This is a genomic window from Streptomyces sp. NPDC041068 (assembly GCF_040647455.1).
Classification (GTDB): Bacteria; Actinomycetota; Actinomycetes; order Streptomycetales; family Streptomycetaceae; genus Streptomyces.
In genome coordinates this window covers 597471-619769 of the sequence record NZ_JBEZCG010000002.1, presented here as the reverse complement: position 1 = coordinate 619769, position 22299 = coordinate 597471, and the positions used below count along the sequence as shown (strand labels likewise).

At 70.5% G+C, this 22299-nt stretch carries 21 protein-coding genes; 4 read left to right on the top strand and 17 right to left on the bottom strand.

The genetic code is table 11. The annotated features are described in order from the left end of the window. Positions 1-2: 2 nt before the first annotated feature. From hpnH to AB0B50_RS06530, 14 genes are all read right to left on the bottom strand, one after another. Positions 3-1025 (bottom strand): adenosyl-hopene transferase HpnH, encoded by a 1023-nt coding sequence (gene hpnH / locus AB0B50_RS06595; RefSeq protein WP_055697310.1) that lies wholly within the window; start codon positions 1023-1025, stop codon positions 3-5. Between the two features lie 5 nt (positions 1026-1030). Beyond that, positions 1031-1684 carry a 1-hydroxy-2-methyl-2-butenyl 4-diphosphate reductase gene (locus AB0B50_RS06590; RefSeq protein WP_362326536.1) on the bottom strand — a complete coding sequence of 218 codons (654 nt, stop codon included), beginning with the start codon at positions 1682-1684 and terminating at the stop codon, positions 1031-1033. Beyond that, the gene (gene shc, locus AB0B50_RS06585) at positions 1684-3687 is read right to left on the bottom strand and encodes a squalene--hopene cyclase (protein WP_362326533.1); all 2004 of its coding nucleotides are present in this window, start codon (positions 3685-3687) and stop codon (positions 1684-1686) included. Before shc ends, AB0B50_RS06590 begins: the two co-directional genes overlap by 1 nt. 104 nt (positions 3688-3791) lie before the next feature. Continuing rightward, positions 3792-4937, bottom strand: coding sequence for a polyprenyl synthetase family protein (locus AB0B50_RS06580; protein WP_362326531.1), 1146 nt, complete (start codon positions 4935-4937; stop codon positions 3792-3794). Beyond that, a complete protein-coding gene (gene hpnE / locus AB0B50_RS06575; RefSeq protein ID WP_362326894.1) occupies positions 4934-6343 on the bottom strand; it encodes a hydroxysqualene dehydroxylase HpnE in 1410 nt (469 codons plus the stop codon). The genes AB0B50_RS06580 and hpnE overlap by 4 nt, the downstream gene beginning before the upstream one ends. A 124-nt stretch (positions 6344-6467) precedes the next feature. Then, the gene (hpnD, locus tag AB0B50_RS06570) at positions 6468-7418 is read right to left on the bottom strand and encodes a presqualene diphosphate synthase HpnD (protein ID WP_362326529.1); all 951 of its coding nucleotides are present in this window, start codon (positions 7416-7418) and stop codon (positions 6468-6470) included. Further along, positions 7415-8314: a squalene synthase HpnC gene (gene hpnC, locus AB0B50_RS06565; RefSeq protein ID WP_362326527.1), complete on the bottom strand. Its 900-nt coding sequence runs from the start codon at positions 8312-8314 to the stop codon at positions 7415-7417. Before hpnC ends, hpnD begins: the two co-directional genes overlap by 4 nt. A 347-nt stretch (positions 8315-8661) precedes the next feature. Then, positions 8662-9465 carry an ABC transporter ATP-binding protein gene (locus AB0B50_RS06560; protein ID WP_362326525.1) on the bottom strand — a complete coding sequence of 268 codons (804 nt, stop codon included), beginning with the start codon at positions 9463-9465 and terminating at the stop codon, positions 8662-8664. After that, positions 9458-10396 carry an ABC transporter permease gene (locus AB0B50_RS06555; protein WP_362326522.1) on the bottom strand — a complete coding sequence of 313 codons (939 nt, stop codon included), beginning with the start codon at positions 10394-10396 and terminating at the stop codon, positions 9458-9460. Before AB0B50_RS06555 ends, AB0B50_RS06560 begins: the two co-directional genes overlap by 8 nt. Positions 10397-10491: 95 nt before the next feature. After that, a complete protein-coding gene (locus AB0B50_RS06550) occupies positions 10492-11364 on the bottom strand; it encodes a glycosyltransferase (RefSeq protein WP_362326891.1) in 873 nt (290 codons plus the stop codon). A gap of 17 nt (positions 11365-11381) precedes the next feature. Then, positions 11382-12161 (bottom strand): CDP-alcohol phosphatidyltransferase family protein, encoded by a 780-nt coding sequence (locus AB0B50_RS06545; RefSeq protein WP_362326520.1) that lies wholly within the window; start codon positions 12159-12161, stop codon positions 11382-11384. After that, a complete protein-coding gene (locus AB0B50_RS06540) occupies positions 12139-13206 on the bottom strand; it encodes an iron-containing alcohol dehydrogenase family protein (protein ID WP_362326518.1) in 1068 nt (355 codons plus the stop codon). The genes AB0B50_RS06545 and AB0B50_RS06540 overlap by 23 nt, the downstream gene beginning before the upstream one ends. Next, the gene (locus AB0B50_RS06535; RefSeq protein ID WP_362326516.1) at positions 13194-13946 is read right to left on the bottom strand and encodes a phosphocholine cytidylyltransferase family protein; all 753 of its coding nucleotides are present in this window, start codon (positions 13944-13946) and stop codon (positions 13194-13196) included. The genes AB0B50_RS06540 and AB0B50_RS06535 overlap by 13 nt, the downstream gene beginning before the upstream one ends. Next, positions 13943-15745: a DUF5941 domain-containing protein gene (locus tag AB0B50_RS06530; RefSeq protein ID WP_362326888.1), complete on the bottom strand. Its 1803-nt coding sequence runs from the start codon at positions 15743-15745 to the stop codon at positions 13943-13945. Before AB0B50_RS06530 ends, AB0B50_RS06535 begins: the two co-directional genes overlap by 4 nt. Before the next feature lie 565 nt (positions 15746-16310). Here AB0B50_RS06530 and AB0B50_RS06525 point away from each other — a divergent pair. The 3 genes from AB0B50_RS06525 to idi all read left to right on the top strand — a co-directional run bounded on the left by AB0B50_RS06525 (position 16311) and on the right by idi (position 19516). Next, the gene (locus AB0B50_RS06525; protein WP_362326513.1) at positions 16311-17249 is read left to right on the top strand and encodes a cation diffusion facilitator family transporter; all 939 of its coding nucleotides are present in this window, start codon (positions 16311-16313) and stop codon (positions 17247-17249) included. 268 nt (positions 17250-17517) lie between these two features. Then, positions 17518-18777: a GNAT family N-acetyltransferase gene (locus AB0B50_RS06520; RefSeq protein ID WP_362326510.1), complete on the top strand. Its 1260-nt coding sequence runs from the start codon at positions 17518-17520 to the stop codon at positions 18775-18777. A gap of 145 nt (positions 18778-18922) precedes the next feature. Continuing rightward, positions 18923-19516, top strand: coding sequence for an isopentenyl-diphosphate Delta-isomerase (gene idi / locus AB0B50_RS06515; RefSeq protein ID WP_362326507.1), 594 nt, complete (start codon positions 18923-18925; stop codon positions 19514-19516). A gap of 3 nt (positions 19517-19519) precedes the next feature. On the opposite strand, the gene AB0B50_RS06510 is transcribed toward idi, so the two are convergent. Continuing rightward, positions 19520-19996 carry an ATP-binding protein gene (locus AB0B50_RS06510; RefSeq protein WP_362326886.1) on the bottom strand — a complete coding sequence of 159 codons (477 nt, stop codon included), beginning with the start codon at positions 19994-19996 and terminating at the stop codon, positions 19520-19522. A gap of 129 nt (positions 19997-20125) precedes the next feature. Further along, entirely contained in the window at positions 20126-20773 is a 648-nt protein-coding gene (locus AB0B50_RS06505; protein ID WP_362326504.1) for an HdeD family acid-resistance protein, read from the bottom strand. Between the two features lie 111 nt (positions 20774-20884). Between AB0B50_RS06505 and AB0B50_RS06500 the strand changes: the two genes are divergently transcribed. Further along, positions 20885-21637, top strand: coding sequence for an enoyl-CoA hydratase-related protein (locus AB0B50_RS06500; RefSeq protein ID WP_362326501.1), 753 nt, complete (start codon positions 20885-20887; stop codon positions 21635-21637). A gap of 26 nt (positions 21638-21663) precedes the next feature. Here the strand turns inward: AB0B50_RS06500 and AB0B50_RS06495 are convergent, their stop codons facing one another. Next, the gene (locus tag AB0B50_RS06495) at positions 21664-22296 is read right to left on the bottom strand and encodes a DJ-1/PfpI family protein (protein WP_362326499.1); all 633 of its coding nucleotides are present in this window, start codon (positions 22294-22296) and stop codon (positions 21664-21666) included. Positions 22297-22299: the final 3 nt, after the last annotated feature.

Below are 22299 nucleotides of genomic sequence, written 5' to 3'. Positions count from 1 at the left end.
CGTCACCCGCGGTTTCCGGAGACCGTCTCGCGTGCCGCGCGGATGGACTCCTTGAGGGAGCCCATGGTGGCGAGGACGGCGGTGGGTTCGTAGCCGCAGTGCGCCATGCAGTTGGCGCAGCGCGGGTCCTTGCCACGGCCGTACTTGCTCCAGTCGGTCTCCTCGATGAGTTGCCGGTACGTGGGGACGTAGCCGTCGCTCATCAGGTAGCAGGGGCGCTGCCAGCCGAACAGCGAGTAATTGGGGATCGCCCACGCGGTGCACGGGAAGTCCGCCTTGCCCTCCAGGAAGTCCAGGAAGAGCGGCGAGTGGTTGAGCCGCCAGCGGCGCCGGTTGCCGCCCGCGAAGGCCTTCTTGAAGAGCTCGCGGGTCTGGTCCACGCCCAGGAAGTGCTCCTGGTCGGGGGCCTTCTCGTAGGCGTAGGCGGGCGAGAGCATCATCTCGTCGACCTGAAGGTCGTCATTGAGGAAGTTCAGGACCTCGATGATGGTCTGCGGGGTGTCCGTGTTGAAGAAGGTCGAATTGGTGGTGACGCGGAAGCCGCGCCGCTTGGCCTCCTTGATGGCCGCCACCGCCTCGTCGAAGACGCCTTCCTTCGCAACGGACTCGTCGTGCCGCTCCCGCATGCCGTCGATGTGCACGGCGAAAGCGAAATACGGCGAGGGCTTGAACTTGTCCATCTTCTTGCGCAGCAGCATGGCGTTGGTGCAGAGGAAGATGTACTTCTTCTTCGCCACCAACTGCCGCACGATCTCATCGATCTGAGGGTGCATCAGCGGCTCGCCGCCGGCGATGGACACCATCGGCGCACCCGACTCCAGAACGGCGCCCACGGCCTGGGCGACCGGCATGCGCTGCTTGAGCACACCGGCCGGGTGCTGGATCTTCCCGCAGCCCTCGCACTTCAGGTTGCAGGCGAAGAGCGGCTCCAATTCGACGATCAGCGGGAACTTGTCCCGCTTGCGCAGCTTCTGTTCAAAGAGATACGTAGCGACCTTGATGGACTGGCGCAGCGGCATGGCCATCTGGCTCACCTCCGAGGGAGCAAAGAAGAACGGTGCCATTCGAAGAAAGCGGGGAGCACGGCACGCAGGACGCGGAAAGCTGATATTCCACCGCGCACCGTGCCGATACGGACGAGTTCGTGCTGTGGGGCGTCCACGACCACCCGGACGGCCGCAACGGGCCGCCGTCCGGCGCGGACGGCGCTGTGCAGCGTCGCGGCCGACTCCATGTCCACGGCGATCGCGCCGGTGGCCAGGAGATCGCCGCGCTCATGGCCGCGGACGACGTGATCGGAGCCGGTGAGCGGTCCGGTGTGCACGGTGCGGCCGGGCACGGCCCGCACCAGCTCCTTGACCAGCAGACCGGTCCCCGTACAGGGGGTGCTGCCGCGCGCGTCCCTGGTCTCCTCGGCGACGACGAGGTCGCCGGGGTGCATACCGGGGGCGAGTCCGGCGCAGAAGCCGGTGGCCAGGACGGCCGCGTCGCGCAGGGGCTCCTTGCCGAGCGCACCGCTGACGGCGCGCTCGGCGTTCCTTGGGCCCATGCCGGTGCGCAGCACGGTCATGGCTCCCGGCGCGCCGCTGCGGTCTCCGGTGCGCAGGGCGAGGTGCTCGATGCCGAGCGCGCAGGCGATCAGCAGCGGCGCGGGGCCCGGCCGGGGGGCCGGGGTCGCGTCCATCAGCTCCCCTTGCCGAAGTGATCGGAACCGCTCGCGAAGGGCTCCCCGTTGATGTACCGGCCGAGGGCGGTGAGGGGGAACACCTGCCGGTACAGGTGGTAGTTGATGGAGAAGTCCCACGGGAAGCCGGTGCCGGTGAAGTACGGCTCGTCCCAGGAGCCGTCCTCGCGCTGCGTCTCGGCGAGCCAGGCGATGCCCCGCTCCACGGACTTGGCCTCGCGCTCCCCTGCCGAGAGCAGCGCGAGCAGCGCCCAGGCGGTCTGCGACGCGGACGACGTGCCGTGGCCGACCCAGCCCCGGTCCCGGTAGGAGCGCAGGTCCTCGCCCCAGCCGCCGTCGTCGTTCTGCACCGACTCCACCCAGGCCACGGCGCGGCGGATCGCGGGGTGCGCGGCGGGCAGCCCCGCCGTGACCAGCGCGGGCACCACCGACCCTGTGCCGTAGATGTAGTTGACGCCCCAGCGCCCGAACCAGGCGCCGTTCTCCTCCTGTTCGGCGAGGAGCCACTCGATGCCGCGCCGGGTGCGCGGGTCGTGGGACCTGCCCTCGACGGCGAGCATCTCCACCACGTGCCCGGTGACGTCGGCGGACGGCGGGTCGATGACCTCGCCGAAGTCGCAGAACGGCAGCCGGTTGGGGAAGGCGCTGGTGTTGTCGACGTCGAAGGCACCCCAGGCGCCGTTCTTCGACTGCATGCCGAGGTTCCAGCGCACCCCGCGCTCGATCGCGTTCTCCAGGCGGGCCTTGTCCGGGTGCTTGACCCGGCGCAGCGCGAGCGCGACCTCCGCGGTGTCGTCGATGTCGGGGTAGTTGTCGTTGTGGAACTCGAACGCCCAGCCGCCCGGCGCCAGTCGGGGTCTGCGCACCGACCAGTCGCCGGGCCGCACGATCTGCTCGCCGAGCATCCAGTCCGCGGCCTTGACCAACTGCGGGTGGTCCGCGGGGAGTCCGGCGTCCGCGAGCGCGATGGTGGCCAGGCAGGTGTCCCACACGGGCGACTGGCAGGCCTCGATCATCCGCGCGCCGTCCTCGCGCCACACGGCGAAGCGGTCGAGGGACGCGAGCCCCGCCTTGAGGACCGGGTGGTCGAGGTCGTAGCCGAGCAGGTGCAGCGCGATGACGGAGTACACGGCGGGCGGCTGGATCCCGCCCCAGCAGCCGTCGTTCTCCTGCCGCTCGACGATCCAGCGCGCGGCGCTGTTCATGGCGGCCTTGCGCACCGTGCGCGGCGCGACCTTGTGGTACAGGTGCAGCGCTTTGTCGAGCCGCTGGAAGACGCCGTCCCAACTCGCCACCGGGGCAAGGGGCTTGGCGGGGCGCGGGTTGCGCGCGTCGGTGTGCAACTCGTCCAGGGCGAAGGGCGCGGGGCGCACCGGGCGCTTGGCGGAGACGATCGTGAGCGGCACGATGGTCTGCCGCGCCCAGCAGCCGAAGTCGTAGATGTTGAGCGGGAACCACTTGGGGAAGTAGATGAGCTCCGGCGGGAGTTCGGGCAGGTCGTCCCACTTCCACCAGCCGAACAGGGCAAGCCAGATACGGGTGAAGACCCGGCTCGCGGCGATGCCGCCCTGGTCACGGATCCACGCGGAGGCCTTGGCCATGTGCGGCGCGTCGGGCAGGTCGCCGGCCAGGCGCAGCGCGACGTACGCCTCGATGGTGGTGGAGAGTTCGCCGGGTCCGCCGAAGAAGGTGGCCCAGGTGCCGTCGTCACGCTGTTCGCCGCGGATGAAGAGGGCGGCCGCGTGCGTGGTCTTCTCGTCCCTGATCCCGAGGAACTGCCGCAGGAGGAGGTCCTCGGCGTCCATGGTCACATTGGTCTCGAGGTCGCCCTTCCACCAACCCTGGGCGTCCTGTCGGGAGAGCAGGAACTCTGCGGAGCGTTGTATGGCGCGCGCGGCGGCGTCGCGTGTGCCTGCCGCCGCGGCGGTCGTCTCGATGGGCTGGCTGGCCGAGGCTGCGCGGGGCGTGGCCGCTCCGGTGCTTCCGTCGGTCGTCGCTGTCATGGCTTCCCCTTCGTGCAGTGCAGTGGCTACGTCTGCTGTGGGTCCGCCGTCGGCCGACGCGAAGCGCCGGCCGGCGACTGCGAGTCATATCCGCGCGATAGTGATCATCTCTTTCGTACGACGACGAAGTCGGCGAGCGCGACGAGCTGCGCCCGTACCCGGTCCGGCATCTGGACGGTGTCCAGCGCCTCGATGGCGATGGTGTGCTGGCGCCGGGCCTCCTCGGCGGTCCACTCGCGGCCGCCCGCCTCTTCGATCAGGGCGGCGCGCGCGGCGAACTCCTCCTCGGAGAAGTTTTCGAAGTCACTGCTCTTGGCGTCGGCGGCGAGCAGCTCGCCGAGCCGCTCGGACGCGGGGCCGCCCGCGGCGAGCGCGGCGACGACCGGCAGCGACTTCTTGCGCTGCCGCAGATCGCTCCATGTCTGCTTGCCGGTGGCCTCCGGGTCGCCCCAGATGCCGAGCAGGTCGTCCACGGCCTGGAAGGCGAGGCCGAGGTGGTAGCCGTACTTCTCCAGGGTGTCGGCGGTGCGGTCGTCCGCGCCGCCGAGCACGGCACCGATGGAGACCGCGCAGGCGAGCAGGGCGCCCGTCTTGTTGCCCTCCATCTCCAGGCACTCCTCGACGGTGACCCGCTCGCGGTGCTCGTACGAGATGTCCTGCGCCTGGCCGTCGATCAGCGCGCGCGTGGCGGTGGTCAGGCGGCGCGTGGCGCGGCCGGCCTCGACGGTGCCGAGCTCCAGGAGGACTTCGTTGGCGAGCGCGAAGAGGGCGTCGCCGACGAGGATGGCCTGCGCGGGGCCGTGGACCTTCCACACCGTGTCGCGGTGGCGGCGCTGCTCGTCGCCGTCCATCAGATCGTCGTGCAGCAGCGAGAAGTTGTGCACGAGCTCGACGGCGACCGCGCCGGGTACGCCGACCTCGGGCGCCGCACCGGCGGCTTCCGCGGAGAGCAGCGCGAGCGCGGGGCGCACGGCCTTGCCGCCGTCGCCGTCGGAGGGGTTGCCGGCGGCGTCGATCCAGCCGAAGTGGTAGGCGGCGACGGTGTCCATGGGTGGCGCGAGGCGGTCCACAGCGGCCCGCAGCACCGGGGTGGCCAGGGTCCTTCCGCGCTCGAGCAGTGAGGCCACGTCCACCGTGTCGGCAGCCGTTTTTTCGGCCGAGGGCACAGTCGGCACAGTTTCTCCTCTTGTTCCGGTGCTTGTTCCGGTGCGAAGTTCCTGGGGACCTGACCCCAGAAGATCCAGCTTCACGCCGCCGCCTCCTCGAATGCGAAGAGGTGATCACGGGGGCGGTCGAGGGTGGAGAGGGCGGCTTCGGCCGCGCTGATGCCGCTGCGTACGGCGCTCTCCATGGTCGCGGGCCATCCGGTGGCGGTCCACGCGCCCGCGAGGTACAGGCCGCGGGCCTTGGTGCGGGCCCCGGGCCTGAGCCTGCCGACGCCGGGCGTGGGCGCGAAGGTGGCGGTGCGCTCGCGGGTGACGAAGAAGTCCCGCACCTCGGCACCGTGCGCGGCGGGCAACAGCCGCTCCAGCTCGGGCAGATAGCGCTCGCGCAGCGCGGCGACGGGCGCGTCGATCTCGTCCTGGGCGGCCGACTGCGACAGCGCGAGGTACTGGCCCTCGGCGAGGCCGGAGGCCTCGGTGCGGTCGAAGACCCACTGGATCGGCGTGCCGAGCGCGGCGAAGAAGGGCCGCTTGAGGACCTTCCTGTCGTACACGACGTGGATGTTGAGGATCGGCGCGTCGTCGATGTCGAGCAGCCGGTCGGGCCGCTCGAGGGCGCCGTCCGGGAGCAGATCGTGCGTCTCGTGCTGCGGCACGGCGAGCACGACGGTGTCGGCCTCGATGGACTCGCCGGGAACCTCGACGCGCCAACCGCCGTTGTCCGTACGGGAGATGGAGGTGACGCGTGTCTTCAGTTCCGTACGGACTCCCGCGGAGTCGAGCGCCTTGCGGGCAAGCGTGTCGTGCAGATCACCGAGGGGCACCCGGGACCAGCCGATGTCGGCGGCGCCCGGGTCCGAGAGCAGCCCGGTCTTGAACACCATCGCGGCGAGCCCCAGCGAGGCATCGCCCGCGACGGCGTTGAGGGTGGCCACTCCCACGAGGTCCCAGAGGGCCTCGATGGCGCGCGCCGACTGGCCGTGCCCGGCCAGCCAGCTGCCGAAGTCCTGGCCGTCGAGCACGGGATCGGCCGGGTCGAGTCCCTTGAGGGCGAGCGCCGCGCGCCCCACCTTGGCGCGCTCGGCGACCGACAGATGCGGGTACGTGGCAAGGCTCGCCGCCAGATGCAGCGGCACGGGCAGCGCGGTGCGCCGCAGCCGTCCCAGCCGGTTCCGGTCGGCGTCGAGCACGGGCACGTCGAGACGTTCCTGCAGGGGTGCCAGATGCGCACCCTCGATGCGGTCGAGGAACCAGCGGTATGCGGTGCAGCAGCGCAGATAGACGTGCTGGCCGTTGTCGACGGTCAGCTCACCGCGCCGGAAGGAGAACGCGAGCCCGCCGAGCCGCGGCCGCCCTTCGAGCAGCGTCACGCGCAGCCCCGCGTCGGCGAGCGAGAGCGCGGCGGTGATGCCGGCGAGTCCCCCGCCGACCACTACGGCGGCCGCCCCACCAGGGCGGCCTTCGGCGTCCGCGATCAGCCCCTCGGGCCGCATGTCGTCGCTCTTCATGCACCCTCCCCTTCGGCCGTTGCAGTCTGTGACGCGACCATAGAGCGGAGGGTTGCCCGCCGCTTTGCGAAGGTTGTCCCAGCTGCCCCACGATCATCCTGGATGCGCATCACACACGCCTCCTGATGGTCTGTCGTGACACGTTCCGCGCGTCGAGGCCGGACAGGCCGCGCACGGCGACGTACGCCTTCTCGCGACCCGGCAGCGAGACACGGCCCCGCAGGACCGCCTCCGGCTCCCGCTCGATGCGGTCGAGGAGGCGGCGGTAGATGCCCGCCATGGCCGCCACACAGGCACCACTGCGCCGGTCCAGCATCGGCAGCAGGCGGTAGCCCTCGGCGAACAGGGTACGGGCGCGGCGCACTTCGAAGTGGACGAGGCCCGCGAAGTCCGACCCGGCGGGCGGCTCGGAGCCCGAAAACCCGGCAGAGCAGCCGAACTTGGCGAGGTCCTCTGCGGGCAGATAGGTCCGCCCGCCCTCCGCGTCCTCGCGAACGTCCCTGAGAATATTGGTGAGTTGGAGCGCCAGACCGAGCGTGTCCGCGTACTCCGGCGCGCGGTCGGCGTGGAGCGCCCCCCGCTCCGTACCGAACACGCCGAGCGAGAGCCGCCCGATCGCCCCGGCCACACAGCGGCAGTAGACCTTCAGGTCCTCCCACGTCTCGTACGTCTCACCGCGCACGTCCATCAGGACGCCGTCGATGAGTTCGTCGAGGCCGCTCAGCGGGATGGGGAAGTGCGTGGCGGCGTGCGCGAGGGCGACCGCCACCGGGTCGGTGTCGTCCTCCTCCACCTCGCCCGCGCGGATCCGGGCGAGCAGCGCCCGGGTGTCGTCGAGCCGGTCCGCCTTGACGTCCGGCGCGAGCGCGCCGTCGCCGATGTCGTCCACCCGCCGAGAGAGCGCGTAGAGCGCGGACATGGCACGCCGCTTCGGCGTCGGCAGCAGCCTGATGCCGTACGCGAAATTGCGCGCCTGCTGTCCGGTCACGGCCTCGCAGTAGCTGTACGCGGCGAGCACCGGCGCGGACACGTGCGGAACGGTCTCCACGGTCCGGCTCACCCCTCTCCTCGCAGAACCGCCCCTGCTTCACGCAGCATTCGGGGCTTGGTGGGCTTGGGTGGTCCAGGAAGCACGTCGTATCGGGCAGCAACGATCGCCTGGACCGCCGCCCTCCCCCCTGCCACGAACCCCGCAAGCAGCAGCTTCAGCCTGCCGTGGACGCTACCCACCAGGGGGGTGCCTTCATTCAGGAGGCCGCGGGCGCGTTCTGTTTCGAATGCGACCAGCGCGCGCACCGAAGCGCCCGCTGTCGGCCGGGTCAGATCGGACTCGCTCACATGGAATCGCTTCATGTCCTCGGCGGGCAGGTAGATGCGGTCGCGCCGCAGGTCCTCGGCGACGTCCTGGAGGTGCTCGACGATCTGCAGACCGGTACAGACGGCGTCCGACCTGCGAATACGCTCGGGCGTCTCCGTGCCGGTGATGGCGAGCACGAGGCGGCCGATGGGGTTCGCGGAGAGCGCGCAGTACGCGACGAGGTCGTCGTAGGTCTCGTAGCGCGAGACGAGCTGGTCCTGGCGGTTGGCGGCGATCAGGGCCAGAAAGGGCTCCGCCGTCACGCCCCCGCGCTCGGCGGTCGGCCGCAGTGCCCGCAGCAGCGGGTGACCGGCGCCGGTGCCGTCGAAGACCCTGCGCAGGTCCGCCTCGACCGCGTCGAGCAGCCTCAGCGGATCCTCGGCGGCCGCGCCGTCCACCCCGAGATAGCGGGCGTGGGCGGCTTCGGGGGCGAGATCGCCGTCGCCGATGTCGTCGATGAGGCGGACGACGCCGTACACGGCCATGAGGTCGTCGCGCCAGGCCCGGGGCAGGAAGAAGGGCGCCACGGGGAAGTTCTCTTCCGCGGCCTTGTCGAGGACGGCGGATGCATCGCGGAGCTGGAGATCATCCGTAGCCATTGCCGTCACATCTCCCGTTCTACACTGCCGACCGAATACATCCTATTTCGGACACGCCGCCCGGCTCTCCGCGACGCGGACCACGCTCCGGGCCGGGGCGCCGCGCGATATCGCCCCACTTGCCGCGAATCAGCACCGGTACAGCTTACGTTGTACAACCCATGGCGCATCGTCGGGGTGTTCCGCACATCACAACAACGCACCGATTGGCGTCAATCTTCCCTGGGCCAGGGCGAGTTGAGAGGCCGGTGGGACAGCCGGGACCCCAGGACACGACAGGGCCCCGCCGGATGCTCCCCGGCGGGGCCCTGCTGCCGAACGGGTGGTGGCCCGATGGCTCGATCGGGCTACTTGCCCGTGAACTTCTCGTACTCCTTGATGACCTCGTCGGTCGGGCCGTCCATGCGCAGCTCACCGCGCTCCAGCCACAGCACGCGGTCGCAGGTGTCGCGGATCGACTTGTTGTTGTGGCTGACGAGGAAGACCGTTCCGGCCTCCTTGCGGAGCTCGCGGATGCGGGCCTCGGAGCGCTTCTGGAACTTGCGGTCGCCGGTGGCCAGGGCCTCGTCGATCATGAGGACGTCGTGGTCCTTGGCGGCCGCGATGGAGAAGCGCAGACGGGCCGCCATGCCGGAGGAGTAGGTGCGCATCGGCAGGGTGATGAAGTCGCCCTTCTCGTTGATGCCGGAGAAGTCGACGATCTCCTGGTAGCGCGCCTTGATCTGCTCGCGGGACATGCCCATGGCGAGCCCGCCGAGTATGACGTTGCGCTCGCCGGTCAGGTCGTTCATCAGGGCCGCGTTCACACCGAGCAGCGAGGGCTGGCCGTCGGTGTAGACCTTGCCCTTCTCCGCGGGGAGCAGGCCCGCGATGGCCCGCAGCAGGGTGGACTTGCCCGAGCCGTTCGAGCCGATCAGGCCGATGGCCTCACCGCGGTAGGCGGTGAAACTGACCCCGCGCACGGCGTGCACCTTGCGCACGCCGCGCTCCTCGCCCCGCCTGAGAATGCGGCTCAGCGCGGAGGTGGCGCTGCCCTTGCCCGTCTTCGCGCCGTTGACGCGGTAGACGATGTGCAGCTCGTCGGCGATGACGGTGGGGATGTGCCCCTTGGCTGTGTTCTGGTCGGTCCGGTCGTTCTTGTCGTCAGCCACGGCCGTACCGCTCCTCAGCCTTCCAGAAGTACACGAACCCGCCGACGGCGAACAGCACGGCCCAGCCGGCCGCGACCGCCCAGACGTGCGGCGGCAGGTTCTCGGAGCCGTAGCCGTCGATCAGGGCGAAGCGCATCAGATCCATGTAGATGGCGGCCGGGTTCCACTGCAGGATGTCCGCGATCCACTGCGGCTTGTCCTCCAGCATGACCGGGATGGAGAACATCACGCCGGACGCGTACATCCACGTACGCATCACGAACGGCATCAACTGCGCGAGGTCGGGGGTCTTGCTGCCCAGGCGCGCCATGATCATCGCGAGCCCGGTGTTGAAGAGGAACTGCAGGACCAGGACCGGGACGATCAGCAGCCACGACAGCTTCGGGTAGCTGCCGAAGCCGATGGCGATGACGAAGAGCACGATCATCGAGAACAGCAGCTGCTGGAGCTGCTGCAGCGAGAACGAGATCGGCAGCGAGGCGCGCGGGAAGTGCAGCGCGCGCACCAGGCCGAGGTTGCCCGAGATCGCACGGACGCCCGCCATCACCGAGGACTGCGTGAAGGTGAAGACGAAGACGCCGGTGACCAGGAACGGGACGTACACCTCCCGGGGGAAGCCGCGGTCGGCGCCGAGGATCAGGCCGAAGATCAGGAAGTAGACGAGCGCGTTCAGGAGCGGCGTCGCCACCTGCCACAGCTGGCCGAGCTTGGCCTGGCTGTACTGGGCGGTCAACTTCGCCTGCGAGAAGGCGAGGATGAAGTGGCGCCGTCCCCAGAGCTGGCGGACGTACTCGACAAGTCCGGGCCGTGCGCCGCTGACGGTCAGACCGTACTTGGCGGCGAGGTCGGCCCGGGAGAGCCCGTCATCGGGCGGCGGAGTCGACAGGGATGCTGTCACGGCGACCCCGCCGTCATGCGTTGTCTCACTCACGAGTGGAAACTTTCGTCTTCAGATGCGCAGCCGGTCGGGCGTAGGCGTGGGCCAGGGACCGGGGTATGGCCCAGATGCTCTCAGACCCGAGCTTGTCAGATGACAGGAGGTCGGCCCAGTCGGGTCAGCCGCCACACCGTACGCCACTTCATGGGCTTGCGCGGTCCGCAAGGCGTGGTCCAGCCCTCCTTGAAGCCGCCGAACCAGGCCTTGAGGGCAGGGCCCGAGGGGCGCCGGGCGAGGGTGAGGAGCAGCCAGACGCCGAGGTAGACGGGGACGAGCAGTGCGGGGAGGTTGCGGCGGGCGAGCCAGACGCGGTTGCGGGCCACCATGCGGTGGTAGACCGCGTGCCGCGACGGCGCGGTCGTCGGGTGGAACAGCACCATGTCGGAGCGGTAGTCGATCATCCAGCCCGCGTTCAGCGCGCGCCAGGCGAGGTCGGTCTCCTCATGGGCGTAGAAGAACTCGTCCGGAAGCCCGCCCACCTCGGCGATGACCTTCGTACGGACGGCGTTGGCGCCGCCGAGGAAGGTGGTCACGCGCGAGGAGCGCATCGGGTCGGAGGCGCGCAGGCGGGGCACGTGGCGGCGCTGGGTCTCGCCCGTGTCCGGGTCCGCGATGCGGAAGCTGATGATGCCGAGCTCGGGATCGGCGGCGAAGGCCTCACGGCACAGCTGCGCCGTGTCCATGGTGGCAAGGAGGCCGTCGTCGTCGAGGAAGAGCAGGATGTCGACGTCGGTGCCGCCGGGGCCGAAGGCCTCGATGCCGACGTTGCGGCCGCCGGGGATGCCGAGGTTCTCGGGCAGCTCGACGGTGCGGACGCCCGAGGGGACGTCCGGCACGGGGGCGCCGTTGCCGACCACGACCACCTCGACCGGGTCGCCGTCCTGCTTGGCGACCGAGTCGAGGAGGGCGCGCAGCTCCTCCGGCCGGTTGCCCATCGTGATGATGACGGCGCCGACCTTCAGCTTCTGTGCCGGGGTGTTCACTTCAACCTGCTCGATACGAGGATGGACACGAGGTGGAGCAGGGTCTGCAGGAGCGCGATGCCCGCGAGCACCGCGACGCCGAGACGCGAGAAGAACAGGTCGCCCCTGGCCTGGTCCACGATCGCGAGGACCAGGATCAGCAGGGACGCCTCGACACCGAGGATGAGGCGGTGGAACTTCAGCGCCGCGGCCGCCCTGCGGGCCAGCGCCATGCCGGAGGAGCGCGGCTCGGACGCCGCTTCCTTGACCGGCGGCTTGCCCGTCTGGTGACGGGCGACGCCGACGAGGTCCGTCTCGGCCTTGATCAGGATCGCGCCGAGGGCGGCCAGGGTGCCGAGGAAGGCCCACAGCCAGTCGATGCGCCCGCTGCCCCACAGGTCGGCGGCGCGCAGACCGAAGCCGACCAGGACCGCGGCGTCGCACAGGTAGGCGGCGACCCGGTCCAGGTAGACGCCGGCCATCGAGTACTGCTTCTTCCAGCGCGCGATCTCGCCGTCGACGCAGTCGAGCAGGAGGTAGAGCTGGACCGCGAGCACGCCGAGCACGGCGCCCGTGATGCCCGGCACCAGCAGGGCGGGGGCCGCGAGGGCGCCGGCGACGGTCATCACGTAGGTCAGCTGGTTGGGCGTGACCTTCGTGTTCACCAGGTGCCGGTCGATGCGCAGGGAGACCTCGCGCATGTAGAGCCGGCCGGCCCAGTGTTCGCCGCTCCGCCGGTCCTTCACCCCCGGGGGGTGAACGACCGGGCGGAGCTCAGCTACCGATGGCTTTTGCATAGTCGGCGTATGCGTCCCTGATCTGGTCGGTGGACAGGTCGAGGTGTTCGAGGATCGTGTAGCGGCCCGGACGGGTCTGCGGAGCGAACTCCACGACCTTCACGAACTCCTCCACGGTGAAGCCGATCTCCTCGGGCAGCACGGGCAGGCCGTGGCGGCGCAGGACCTGGGCCATGAACGCCGACTCCTCGCGGGCACCGCGCAGGTGCATCGCGAAGGCCGCCCCCAGTCCGCACTGCTCGCCGTGGCTGGCCGCGCGCTTGGGGTAGAGGAGGTCGAAGGCGTGGTTGATCTCGTGGCAGGCGCCGGACGCCGGGCGGGAGTCGCCCGAGATGGACATGGCGATGCCCGTGAGGACCAGGCCTTCGGCGAGGACCTGGAGGAACCCGTCGTCGCCGACGCCGCCGGGGTGGCGCAGCACGGCCTCGCCGGCCTGGCGCGCCATGGCGGCCGCGAGGCCGTCGATGTCCTCGCCCCGCTCGCGGGCGGCCAGCTCCCAGTCCGCGATCGCGGAGATGTTGGAGAGGGCGTCGCCGATGCCGGAGCGGACGAAGCGCACCGGCGCCTCGCGGATCACATCGAGGTCGATGACGACCGCGATGGGGTTCGGGACGCCGTACGAGCCGCGGCCCGCGTCGTTGTCGAGGGTCGCGACCGGCGAGCAGAGCCCGTCGTGCGACAGGTTCGTCGCGACGGCGACCAGCGGCAGGCCGACGCGCGCCGCGGCGAACTTGGCGCAGTCGATGATCTTGCCGCCGCCGAGGCCCACGATCGCGTCGTAGCGGCCCGACTTCCTGATGGCCTCGCCGAGCTTGATGGCGTCGTCGAGCGTGCCGCCACCGACCTCGAACCACTCCGCGCCGCTCAGCGAGGGCGAGAGCCGCTCGCGGAGCACCGCACCGGAGCCACCGCTGATGGCGATGGCGAGCTTGCCGGTCGACGAGCAGATCCGCTGGTCGGCGAGGACACCGGCCAGGTCGTTGAGCGCCCCCGGCCGAATGTCGACGACGACCGGCGAGGGGATGAGCCTCGTCAGTACTGGCACGCGATCTCCCGGCCCTTGGCGAGGTCGTCGTGGTTGTCGATCTCGACCCACTTGACGTCGCCGATCGGCGCCACGTCGATCTTGAAGCCGCGGTTGACGAGCTCCTGGTAGCCGTCCTCGTAGTAGAGGTCGGGGTCGCGCTCGAAGGTGGTCTTCAGCGCGTCGGCGAGCTCGTCGGCCGCCTCGCCCTCGATGAGGGTGACACCGATGTACTCACCGGTGGCCGTGGCCGGGTCCATGAGCTTGGTGATCTTCTGGACGCCCTTCTCGGGGTCCACGATGACCTTCATCTCCTCGTCGGCGAGGTTCTTCACCGTGTCGAGGGCGAGGATGATCTTCTTGCCGTCGCCGCGGGCGGCGAGCAGCGTCTTCTCGACGGAGACCGGGTGCACGGTGTCGCCGTTGGCGAGGATCACCGAGTGCTTGATCGAGTCGCGGCCGCACCACAGGGAGTAGGCGTTGTTCCACTCCTCGGCCTTGTCGTTGTCGATCAGCGTGAGCTTGAGGCCGTACTTCTCCTCCAGCGCCGCCTTGCGGTCGTAGACCGCCTCCTTGCGGTACCCGACGATGATCGCGACCTCGGTCAGGCCGATCTCGGCGAAGTTCTTCAGGGTGAGGTCGAGGACAGCCAGCTCGTTCTCGGTTCCCTCGCCCACGACGGGCACCAGCGCCTTCGGCAGCGTTTCGGTGTAGGGGCGCAGACGCCGGCCGGCGCCGGCGGCCAGGACGAGGCCGATCATGCGGGTTCTCCTTCATCGTGTACGGCGGGTGCGCCGAGTTTGTGGGCGGTCACCCAGAAACGGATGCTCTCGACGAGCACCACGAGTGCCACGGCCACGGCGAGCGCCGTGAGCGCGACGGTGAAATCTGCGGTGGGCAACAGGGCCGCGGCCAGTGCGACCACGAGGGTCCTGCCCTCCTGGCCGCCGATCGCCCGCACCAGCCAGCGCGGGGGTGCGCCGGTGCCGCCCTTGATGCGGTACACCGTGTCGTAGTGATGGTAGGCGACCGCGGCCACGAGCCCGAAAGCCGCGGGAAGCGCTCCGTTCACATCGGCTTTGGCCGCCAGTACCAGGACCGTGCCGTACTCGGCGGCGCGGAAGAACGGCGGAACCAGCCAGTCCAGGGGGGCCTTCAGGGGGGTCCCCAGAGCGAGGCCCGACAGGATGACGTACCCCACCGCGGCCACCACGACCACGGGGCTGCCGTAGGAGTTGGCCAGTGCCGTGCCGACGACCGCGGCACCTCCGGCGAAGGCGATGACCGGCGCGGGGCGCAGCCAGGGCCGACGGCCGAGGGCGGCGAACGCGGAGGCCAGCGGGCCGTTGTCGGCGAGGTCACCGAGGGCCTGCGCGGCACGGTCGGTGCGGGTCGCCTTGCGGGTCAGCGAGCGCAGGACGCGTCCCGCCGTGGTGTAGCAGGCGGCGAGCGCGCAGCCGACGAGCAGGACGATCAGGGTGACGCGCGGGGTGGTGAGCGCGGTGAGCACGGCGATCATCGCCCAGCGCTCGCCGATCGGCAGCACTATCATCCGGCGCACCCAGACCGTCCACCCGACGCTGTCGAGCTTGTCCGAAAGGGCCGCGGTGGGGCTGGTGTTGGCGGTCGCGTCGTGGTTCGCCTCGTTGAAGGAGAAGTCCACGACGTGCCTGCAGGTCTGCAGGATCATCGCGCCGAGGGCCAGCGCCCATACGTCGTCGCCGCCTCGGGCGGCGCCGAGCGCGAGGCCCGCGTAGTAGGCGTACTCCTTGGCGCGGTCGAACGTCGCGTCCAGCCAGGCGCCGAGCGTCGAGTACTGCAGGGAGTAGCGGGCGAGCTGCCCGTCCGTGCAGTCCAGGACGAAGGAGAAGAGCAGAAGGAGGCCCGCCGCGACGAAGCCGCCGCGGGTGCCGGTCGCCGCGCAGCCCGCCGCGATCAGGGCGGTGAGCAGCGAGGCGGTGGTGACCTGGTTCGGGGTCAGCCCCCGCCGGGCGCACCAGCGGGCGATGTAGCGCGAGTACGGGGAGATGCAGTACGTCGTGAAGAAGCCGTCCCGCGACTTGACCGCCGTACGCAGACGCACGGCTTCGTCGTCGACGGCGGCGACGGCCTGCCGAGCCTCGTTCCGCGCCTGCGGATCGGTGGGCACGGTGGCGACGAGGGTGCCGAGCTCGGGACGGTGCACGTCCGTGGCCGTGGACTCCATGGCCGCGGAGATGTCGTCCGGCAGCGCGTCGAGCGTCACGACGCCGCCCGCTGTGCCGGCCGTCGCGCGCAGGGCGCGGGCCAGGTCCTTGCGAGCCTGGGGCTGTGCGGTGACGGCGCCGGTCACGGCGGACGCGGCGAAGCGGGGGTCGGTGAGACCGAGGCGCAGGGCGTGGACGTGACCGACGAAGCGCGCGTCGACGACCGCGACCCGTTGGTCACCCGGTACGGCGGCGAGCAGCGTCTCGACGTCCGCCGCGTCGGAGGCGACCCGCACGTCGAAGCCGAGGGACCGCAGATCGCCTTCGAGCGGCGACCCGGGGACCGGCTGACCGGTGAGGATGGCGGTCGACAGACGAACTCACTCCTTGAGTCCCGGCGCGGCTCGCGCCGGGCACATGCGTAAGGGGGGCGCCCCTGGCCCACAGCGGCCGGGCGGCACGTCGGCAGAGGCTATCGGATGATGGGAAGCGGGCGTTCATCACCCGTTCACGCCCCGATAAGGGCGGCCTGCGAGGGCCTGGGCCTTGGCGATCATCATGGTGGAAGAGGGGCCGCGCCCACAAACCGCGCCCGCACGGCGCCCGGCTTGCCCGCATAGCGCCCACCTGGTGCCCTGCGCCGATCGAAGACGTTCGGGGTACGCGAATGATCACCCTCATCGGTGAGGTGCGCGCGGACGACATCGGGAAACCGATCCCCGCAGCGCTCCCGGCACGCGCCGCCGCACCCCGGACCTGATCGTTCCGAGGCCCTGACCTGCACCCCTCCCCTTGCCGGTAATCATTGCCATTTTCGCAGGTCAGAGCATATGACAACGGTGTTCAGTGCCGCGTTGCCAGATACCCCCCACCCGTAGTTCACTGTGGTCGCGCGACCAGCGAACAGCAGACCGATGACCGACGCGGGAGGGCGGCTCCATGGGGGCTGGGCACGATCACGGACATACGCACGGGGCACCGACGACAGGGACGGCGGCCAACGCCTACAAGGGGCGGCTCCGGATAGCGCTCAGCATCACGATCACCGTCATGCTGGCGCAGATAGTGGGCGGCATCCTGGCCGACTCCCTCGCGCTCGTCGCGGACTCGGCGCACATGGCGACGGACGCGCTGGGCCTCGGCATGGCCCTGTTCGCGATCCACTTCGCCAACAGGCCCGCCACCGAGAACCGCACCTTCGGGTACGCACGTGCCGAGATCCTCGCCGCGCTCGCCAACTGTCTGCTGCTGCTCGGCGTGGGCGGCTATGTGCTGTACGAGGCGGTACAGCGGTTCATCACGCCCGCCGAGACGCACGGCGGCCTCGCCATCTACTTCGGTGCCTTCGGCCTCGTCGCGAACATGATCTCGCTCTCGCTCCTGATGCGCGGCCAGAAGGAGAGCCTCAATGTGCGAGGAGCCTTCCTGGAGGTCGTGGCGGACACCCTCGGCTCGGTCACGGTCATCGTCTCGGCGACCGTCATCATGCTCACCGGCTGGCAGGCGGCGGACCCGATCGCCTCGCTCGTGATCGGCTTCATGATCGTCCCGCGTACGGTGAAGCTTCTGAAGGAGACCCTGAACGTCCTCCTGGAGTCGGCGCCCAAGGGCGTCGACATGAGCGAGGTGCGGGCCCACATGCTGGAGCTTCCGGGCGTCGAGGAGGTCCACGACCTGCACGCCTGGACGATCACCTCGGGTCTGCCCGTGCTCTCCGCCCACGTGGTGGTCAGCTCCGACACCCTCGACGCGATCGGCCACGAGAAGATGCTGCACGAACTGCAGGGCTGCCTGGGCGACCACTTCGACCTGGAGCACTGCACCTTCCAGCTGGAGCCGAGCGGGCACGCGGAGCACGAAGCGAAGGTCTGCCACTGAGCGAGGCGAAGGTCTGCCTCCGGGCGACGGGACGGAAGCACGGCCGACACGTTGCGTGTTATCGTGGCCAGAGATTCTTGAGGACTGAGGAGGTGGGTTGATGACTGCCGTGACGAGCGCTGCTCTCGCACTGCGCAGCGACACGCGCATCCCCACTTCCCGGGCCCACGGCTGACGTCCCTCACCTTTCACAGGTCTCTTCTTCGTACGTCTTCACACGTACGTCGAGCGCGTCCACCGGGCCCTCTCATCTCAAGGGTTTCCTACGTTGAGCGACAACGCTTCTTCCCTCACCGACGCCTTCTTCGCCCTGCACCACGGGCTTCCCCGGCAGGGCCCCGGCTCCGACGACACCACCCGGCAGCTGCTCTCCCTCGTGGGTGCGCTGCCCGAGCGGCCGCGCGTGCTCGACCTCGGCTGCGGACCCGGCCGGGTCTCGCTCCTGCTCGCCGCCGAGGCCGGCGCCGAGGTGACCGCCGTCGATCTGCACGAGCCGTTCCTCGACGAGCTGCGCGCGTCCGCACGGGCGCGCGGGCTCGAAGGGTCGATCACCGCCGTCAACGCCGACATGTCCGAACTCCCCTATCGGGACGGTTCGTTCGATCTCGTCTGGGCCGAGAGCTCGGTCTACGGCATCGGCTTCGACACCGCTCTGGGCGCCTGGCGGCGCCTGCTCGCCCCCGGTGGGGCGCTCGTCCTCACCGAGTGCGAATGGACGGCCGCCGAGCCGTCCGCCGCGGCACGCTCCTTCTGGGAGCGGCACTACGCGCTGCGTACGGGCGGGGAGAACATCCGGGCCGCCACCGGCGCCGGGTACTCCGTGCTCGGCGTGCACGCGCAGCCCGAGTCCGACTGGGACGAGTACTACGTCCCGCTGGCCGCCCGCGCGGACGCCGCGGATCCGGGCGCTCCCGGCATGGCCGAGGCGCTCGCCGCCACCCGCGAGGAGATCGCGATGCGGCGCGAGCACGGGACGGAGTTCGGCTACACCGGCTACGTCCTGCGGCCCGAGGGCTCCTGGCCGACCCGGCCGGAGACCGCGGCCGACGCCGCGGCGGTGCACGCCGTGAACACCGCCGCCTTCGGGACCGAGGCGGAGGCCGACCTGGTCGACGCGCTGCGCGCGGACCCCGAGGCCTGGCTGCCCGGCCTGTCGTTCGTCGCCGAGGCGCCGGACGGCTCGGTCGCGGCGCACGCCCTGATCACCCGCTGCCGGGTGGACGGGGCTCCCGCGCTGGCGCTCGCGCCGTGCGCCGTGCTGCCGGAGCACCAGCGCACGGGGGCCGGCTCGGCCGTCGTGCGCGCCGTGCTCGATGCGGCACGCGCGCGTGGGGAGCGGCTCGTCCTCGTCCTCGGGCATCCCTCGTACTATCCGCGGTTTGGTTTCAAGCCCGCTTCCGGGTACGGAATCCGGCCAGGGTTCGAGGTGCCCGACGAGGCGATGATGGCTCTCGTCCTGAACGAGTCCGACGGTTCCGTTCCGCTGCCGCAGGGCACGATCAAGTATCCGGCCGCTTTCGGGGTCTGAGTCCCTGAGGGACGCTTCTCCCCAGAGGCGTCCCCGCATGTCCCGTCGCGCCCTCGCGCGGCGGGACATGCGGGTCCTCGGAGTGCCGGGAGTGTCCGGAAAGTACGGCAGACTTGAGGTTCGAAGACCGAAGCGAAGGATGGGTATGCCGATCACACCTGCCACCGCGGCGAACAGCTCGTCGAACGGCACCGGAGAAGCGATCTTGCTGGAACTCGTGGACGAGGACGGCAGGACGATCGGCACAGCGGAGAAACTCTCCGCGCATCAGGCGCCCGGACAGTTGCATCGGGCGTTCTCCGTCTTCCTCTTCGACGAGCAGGGACGGCTGTTGCTCCAGCAGCGGGCCCTCGACAAGTACCACTCCCCCGGCGTCTGGTCGAACACCTGCTGCGGTCACCCCTACCCGGGCGAGGCGCCGTTCGCCGCCGCGGCCCGGCGCACGTACGAGGAGTTGGGGGTCTCGCCGTCGCTGCTCGCCGAGGCGGGCACGGTGCGCTACAACCACCCGGACCCCGACTCGGGTCTTGTCGAGCAGGAGTTCAACCACCTGTTCGTGGGCATGGTGCAGGCGCCGCTGCGGCCCGACCCCTCCGAGGTCGGCGCGACCGCCTTCGTGACGGCGCAGGAGCTGGCCGTGCGCCACGAGGAGGGGCCGTTCTCCGCGTGGTTCATGACCGTGCTCGACGCGGCACGGCCCGCGATCAAGGAGCTGACCGGTCCCTCCGCGGGCTGGTAACCGCTAGACGCCGTCGGGCTTCAGGGGCAGGGCGGCCCAGATGACCTTGCCCCCGCTCGCGGTGTGCTCGACATCGCAGGCACCGCCCGCCTCCTGGGTGATCTCGCGTACGAGAAGGAGTCCCCGGCCGCCCGTCTGCCCGTGGTCCGCCACCAGGGCCGTCGGTCGGTAGGGGTGGTTGTCCTCGACGGACACCCGCACCCATTCGGCGCCGACCGCGACCTCCACCGCGAGCATCGGCGAGAGCAGGGCCGCATGGCGCACCGCGTTGGTCACCAGCTCCGAGACGATGAGCAGCAGGCCCTGGATCAGGTCGTCGGGTGCGGGGACGCCCTGCCGGGCCAGCAGGTCCCGCACCGCGTGCCGCGCCTGGGGCACGGAGGCGTCGACGGCGGGGGCGGTGAAACGCCATACGCCCTCGTACGGCACCGGTCCGTCGCACCTGGGGAGCGGGCCGGAGCCCCTCCCGTCGTTCTCCATCGTTCGGTCGCCGCCCTTGCGCTCGATTGTCACCACACATCGAGTGTTGGTAATGCTCTGGTCCGGACCGCGCTACTGACCAGAAGTCAGCGACTATCGACGGGATTTGATCGGTGGCGTATGACAGGGTCAGTTGTGTGACTGGTCCTGCTCTCCTTGTTCTGCCTTCGCGCGTTCTTCAGGTTGTACGAGGCTGACGATGCGGCGCCCGCCGACGCCGGTGGCGATCAGGCCGAGGCCGTCGACGAGCAGTTCCAGGGAGAAGAAGAACCCGATGACGTACTGACTGCTGCTGGGCCAGTCGGCGAGGACCAGGATGCCGATCAGCAGGCCGAAGGCGCCCTGCAGCAGGGTCATGGCGAACTGCGGACCCCGCACCACCAGGCTGCCGACCAGGCGGAACACGCCGCCCGTGAGGAAGAGCAGGGCGGCGAACATGGTCAGCGCCTCCGCCGCCACGTCGGGCCTGCGGATGATCACGACACCCGCCGCGAGGTTCAGCGCGGCCACCACGACACCCAGCCAGAAGAAGCTGGTGCCCCGCGACTGGACGGCGTGCAGCAGGCCGACGATGCCGCCGACCAGCAGGAGCCAGCCGAAGAGCAGCATCGAGGTCAGCGTGGCGACGCCGGTGTAGACGAGGCCGACGAGACCGGCCACCGCCAGGATCACGCCGAGCAGCGCGAGCCAGCCGAAGCTGCGGCTGAGGCGTGCGCCCTGGGCCCGTGCGTTCTCGCTCCCGGGGTCGGTGGGCTTGGCGTCCTTGAGTCTGGCCATGAGCGTCTCCGTATCGCTCGGCGGAGCGTTATATGCCCTATCTTCCTTGTACGCCTTTCGTTCCACCCCTTCTTGATCGTACGTTCGAGGGGTGCGGATAGCATCCGGCGCATGGAGCCGCAGCTGAGGCACACCGTCACGGACGGCGTCGCCACCGTCGTCATCGACCATCCGGCCAAGCGCAACGCCATGACGGCGGACATGTGGCGCCAGGTGCCGCCGCTGTTCGCGGGGCTCGCCGCCGACCCTGCCGTGCGCGCCGTGGTGCTCACCGGCGAGGGCGACACCTTCTGCGCGGGCGCCGACATCTCCTCGCTGCGCGAGTCGGGGAGCGCGGCGCAGGAGCTCGCGGTGCTCGCCGAGGAGGCCGTCGCGGCCTTCCCCAAGCCGACGCTCGCCGCCGTGCGGGGCTACTGCGTGGGCGGCGGCTGTCAGCTCGCGGGGGCGTGCGATCTGCGGTTCGCGGACGAGGGGGCCTCCTTCGGGATCACCCCGGCGAAGCTCGGCATCGTCTACTCCGCGTCGTCCACCCGGCGCCTCGTCTCCCTCGTGGGGCCCGCCACCGCCAAGTACCTGCTCTTCTCCGGGGAGTTGATCGACACCGAGCGGGCGCTGCGCACCGGCCTGGTGGACGAGGTGCTGCCCGCGGGCGAACTGGACAAGCGGGTCGCGGAGTTCACCCGTGTCCTCGCGGCGCGCTCGCGGCTGACGCAGGCCGCCGCCAAGGAGTTCGCCGCGGGGCGTACGGATCGTGACGCGTACTGGGCGCGGCAGGCGCGCGACAGCGGCGACACCGCCGAGGGTGTCGCCGCCTTCCTGGAGCGCAGGCAGCCGCGCTTCACATGGACTGTCCAGGGCGACTGAGCCGCCGCGGGACCGTCACCGGGCCGTCACTGGTCGAAGCGGCTCCCGTCGCGGAACTTCGCGACGATGTGCGCGGGGGCCTTCTCCGGGGATCCGGCGTCGTACGGCGGCTGGGGGTCGTACTCGGTCAGGAGCTGGACGGTCTGCGCGTGCTCGTCACCGGCGATCCTGCCCGCCAGGGCGAGCCCCATGTCGATACCCGCGGAGACGCCGGCGCCCGTCACGTACTTGCCGTCGAAGACGACCCGCTCGCCCGTGGAGTGGACGCCGAGCCGGTCGAGCTCGGCCAGGGCGAGCCAGTGCGAGGTGGCGCGGCGGCCCTTGAGGAGCCCTGCCGCGGCGAGGGCCAGGGAGCCGGTGCACACCGAGGTCGTCCAGGTCGTCGTGGCGTCGACGGCGCGGAGCCAGTCGAGGAGCGGGCCGTTCTCCATCTGGTCGCTCTGTCCGGGGCCGCCGGGGACGACCACGATGTCGGGGCGCCGCACGTCGGCGAAGGTCTTGCCCGCGACGAGCGAGAGGTTGCCGCTGTCGTCGCCCACCGGGCCCGTCCGCTCGGCCACGAAGACCGTCTCGGCGCCGGGGAGGCCGCTGAGCATCTGGTACGGGCCGATGGCGTCCAGGGCGGTGAAGCGCTCGTACAGGGCGATGGCGATCTGCATGGT

Excerpts from the sequence above, each read along its gene's own strand:
- AB0B50_RS06545 (WP_362326520.1), bottom strand. The coding sequence starts at position 12,161 with ATGCAAAAGCCATCGGTAGCTGAGCTCCGCCCGGTCGTTCACCCCCCG.
- AB0B50_RS06500 (WP_362326501.1), top strand. The coding sequence starts at position 20,885 with ATGGAGCCGCAGCTGAGGCACACCGTCACGGACGGCGTCGCCACCGTC.
- hpnH (WP_055697310.1), bottom strand. The coding sequence starts at position 1,025 with ATGGCCATGCCGCTGCGCCAGTCCATCAAGGTCGCTACGTATCTCTTT.
- AB0B50_RS06525 (WP_362326513.1), top strand. The coding sequence starts at position 16,311 with ATGGGGGCTGGGCACGATCACGGACATACGCACGGGGCACCGACGACA.
- AB0B50_RS06495 (WP_362326499.1), bottom strand. The coding sequence starts at position 22,296 with ATGCAGATCGCCATCGCCCTGTACGAGCGCTTCACCGCCCTGGACGCC.
- idi (WP_362326507.1), top strand. The coding sequence starts at position 18,923 with ATGCCGATCACACCTGCCACCGCGGCGAACAGCTCGTCGAACGGCACC.
- AB0B50_RS06535 (WP_362326516.1), bottom strand. The coding sequence starts at position 13,946 with ATGATCGGCCTCGTCCTGGCCGCCGGCGCCGGCCGGCGTCTGCGCCCC.
- AB0B50_RS06590 (WP_362326536.1), bottom strand. The coding sequence starts at position 1,684 with ATGGACGCGACCCCGGCCCCCCGGCCGGGCCCCGCGCCGCTGCTGATC.
- AB0B50_RS06505 (WP_362326504.1), bottom strand. The coding sequence starts at position 20,773 with ATGGCCAGACTCAAGGACGCCAAGCCCACCGACCCCGGGAGCGAGAAC.
- hpnC (WP_362326527.1), bottom strand. The coding sequence starts at position 8,314 with ATGGCTACGGATGATCTCCAGCTCCGCGATGCATCCGCCGTCCTCGAC.
- AB0B50_RS06510 (WP_362326886.1), bottom strand. The coding sequence starts at position 19,996 with ATGGAGAACGACGGGAGGGGCTCCGGCCCGCTCCCCAGGTGCGACGGA.
- hpnE (WP_362326894.1), bottom strand. The coding sequence starts at position 6,343 with ATGCGGCCCGAGGGGCTGATCGCGGACGCCGAAGGCCGCCCTGGTGGG.
- shc (WP_362326533.1), bottom strand. The coding sequence starts at position 3,687 with ATGACAGCGACGACCGACGGAAGCACCGGAGCGGCCACGCCCCGCGCA.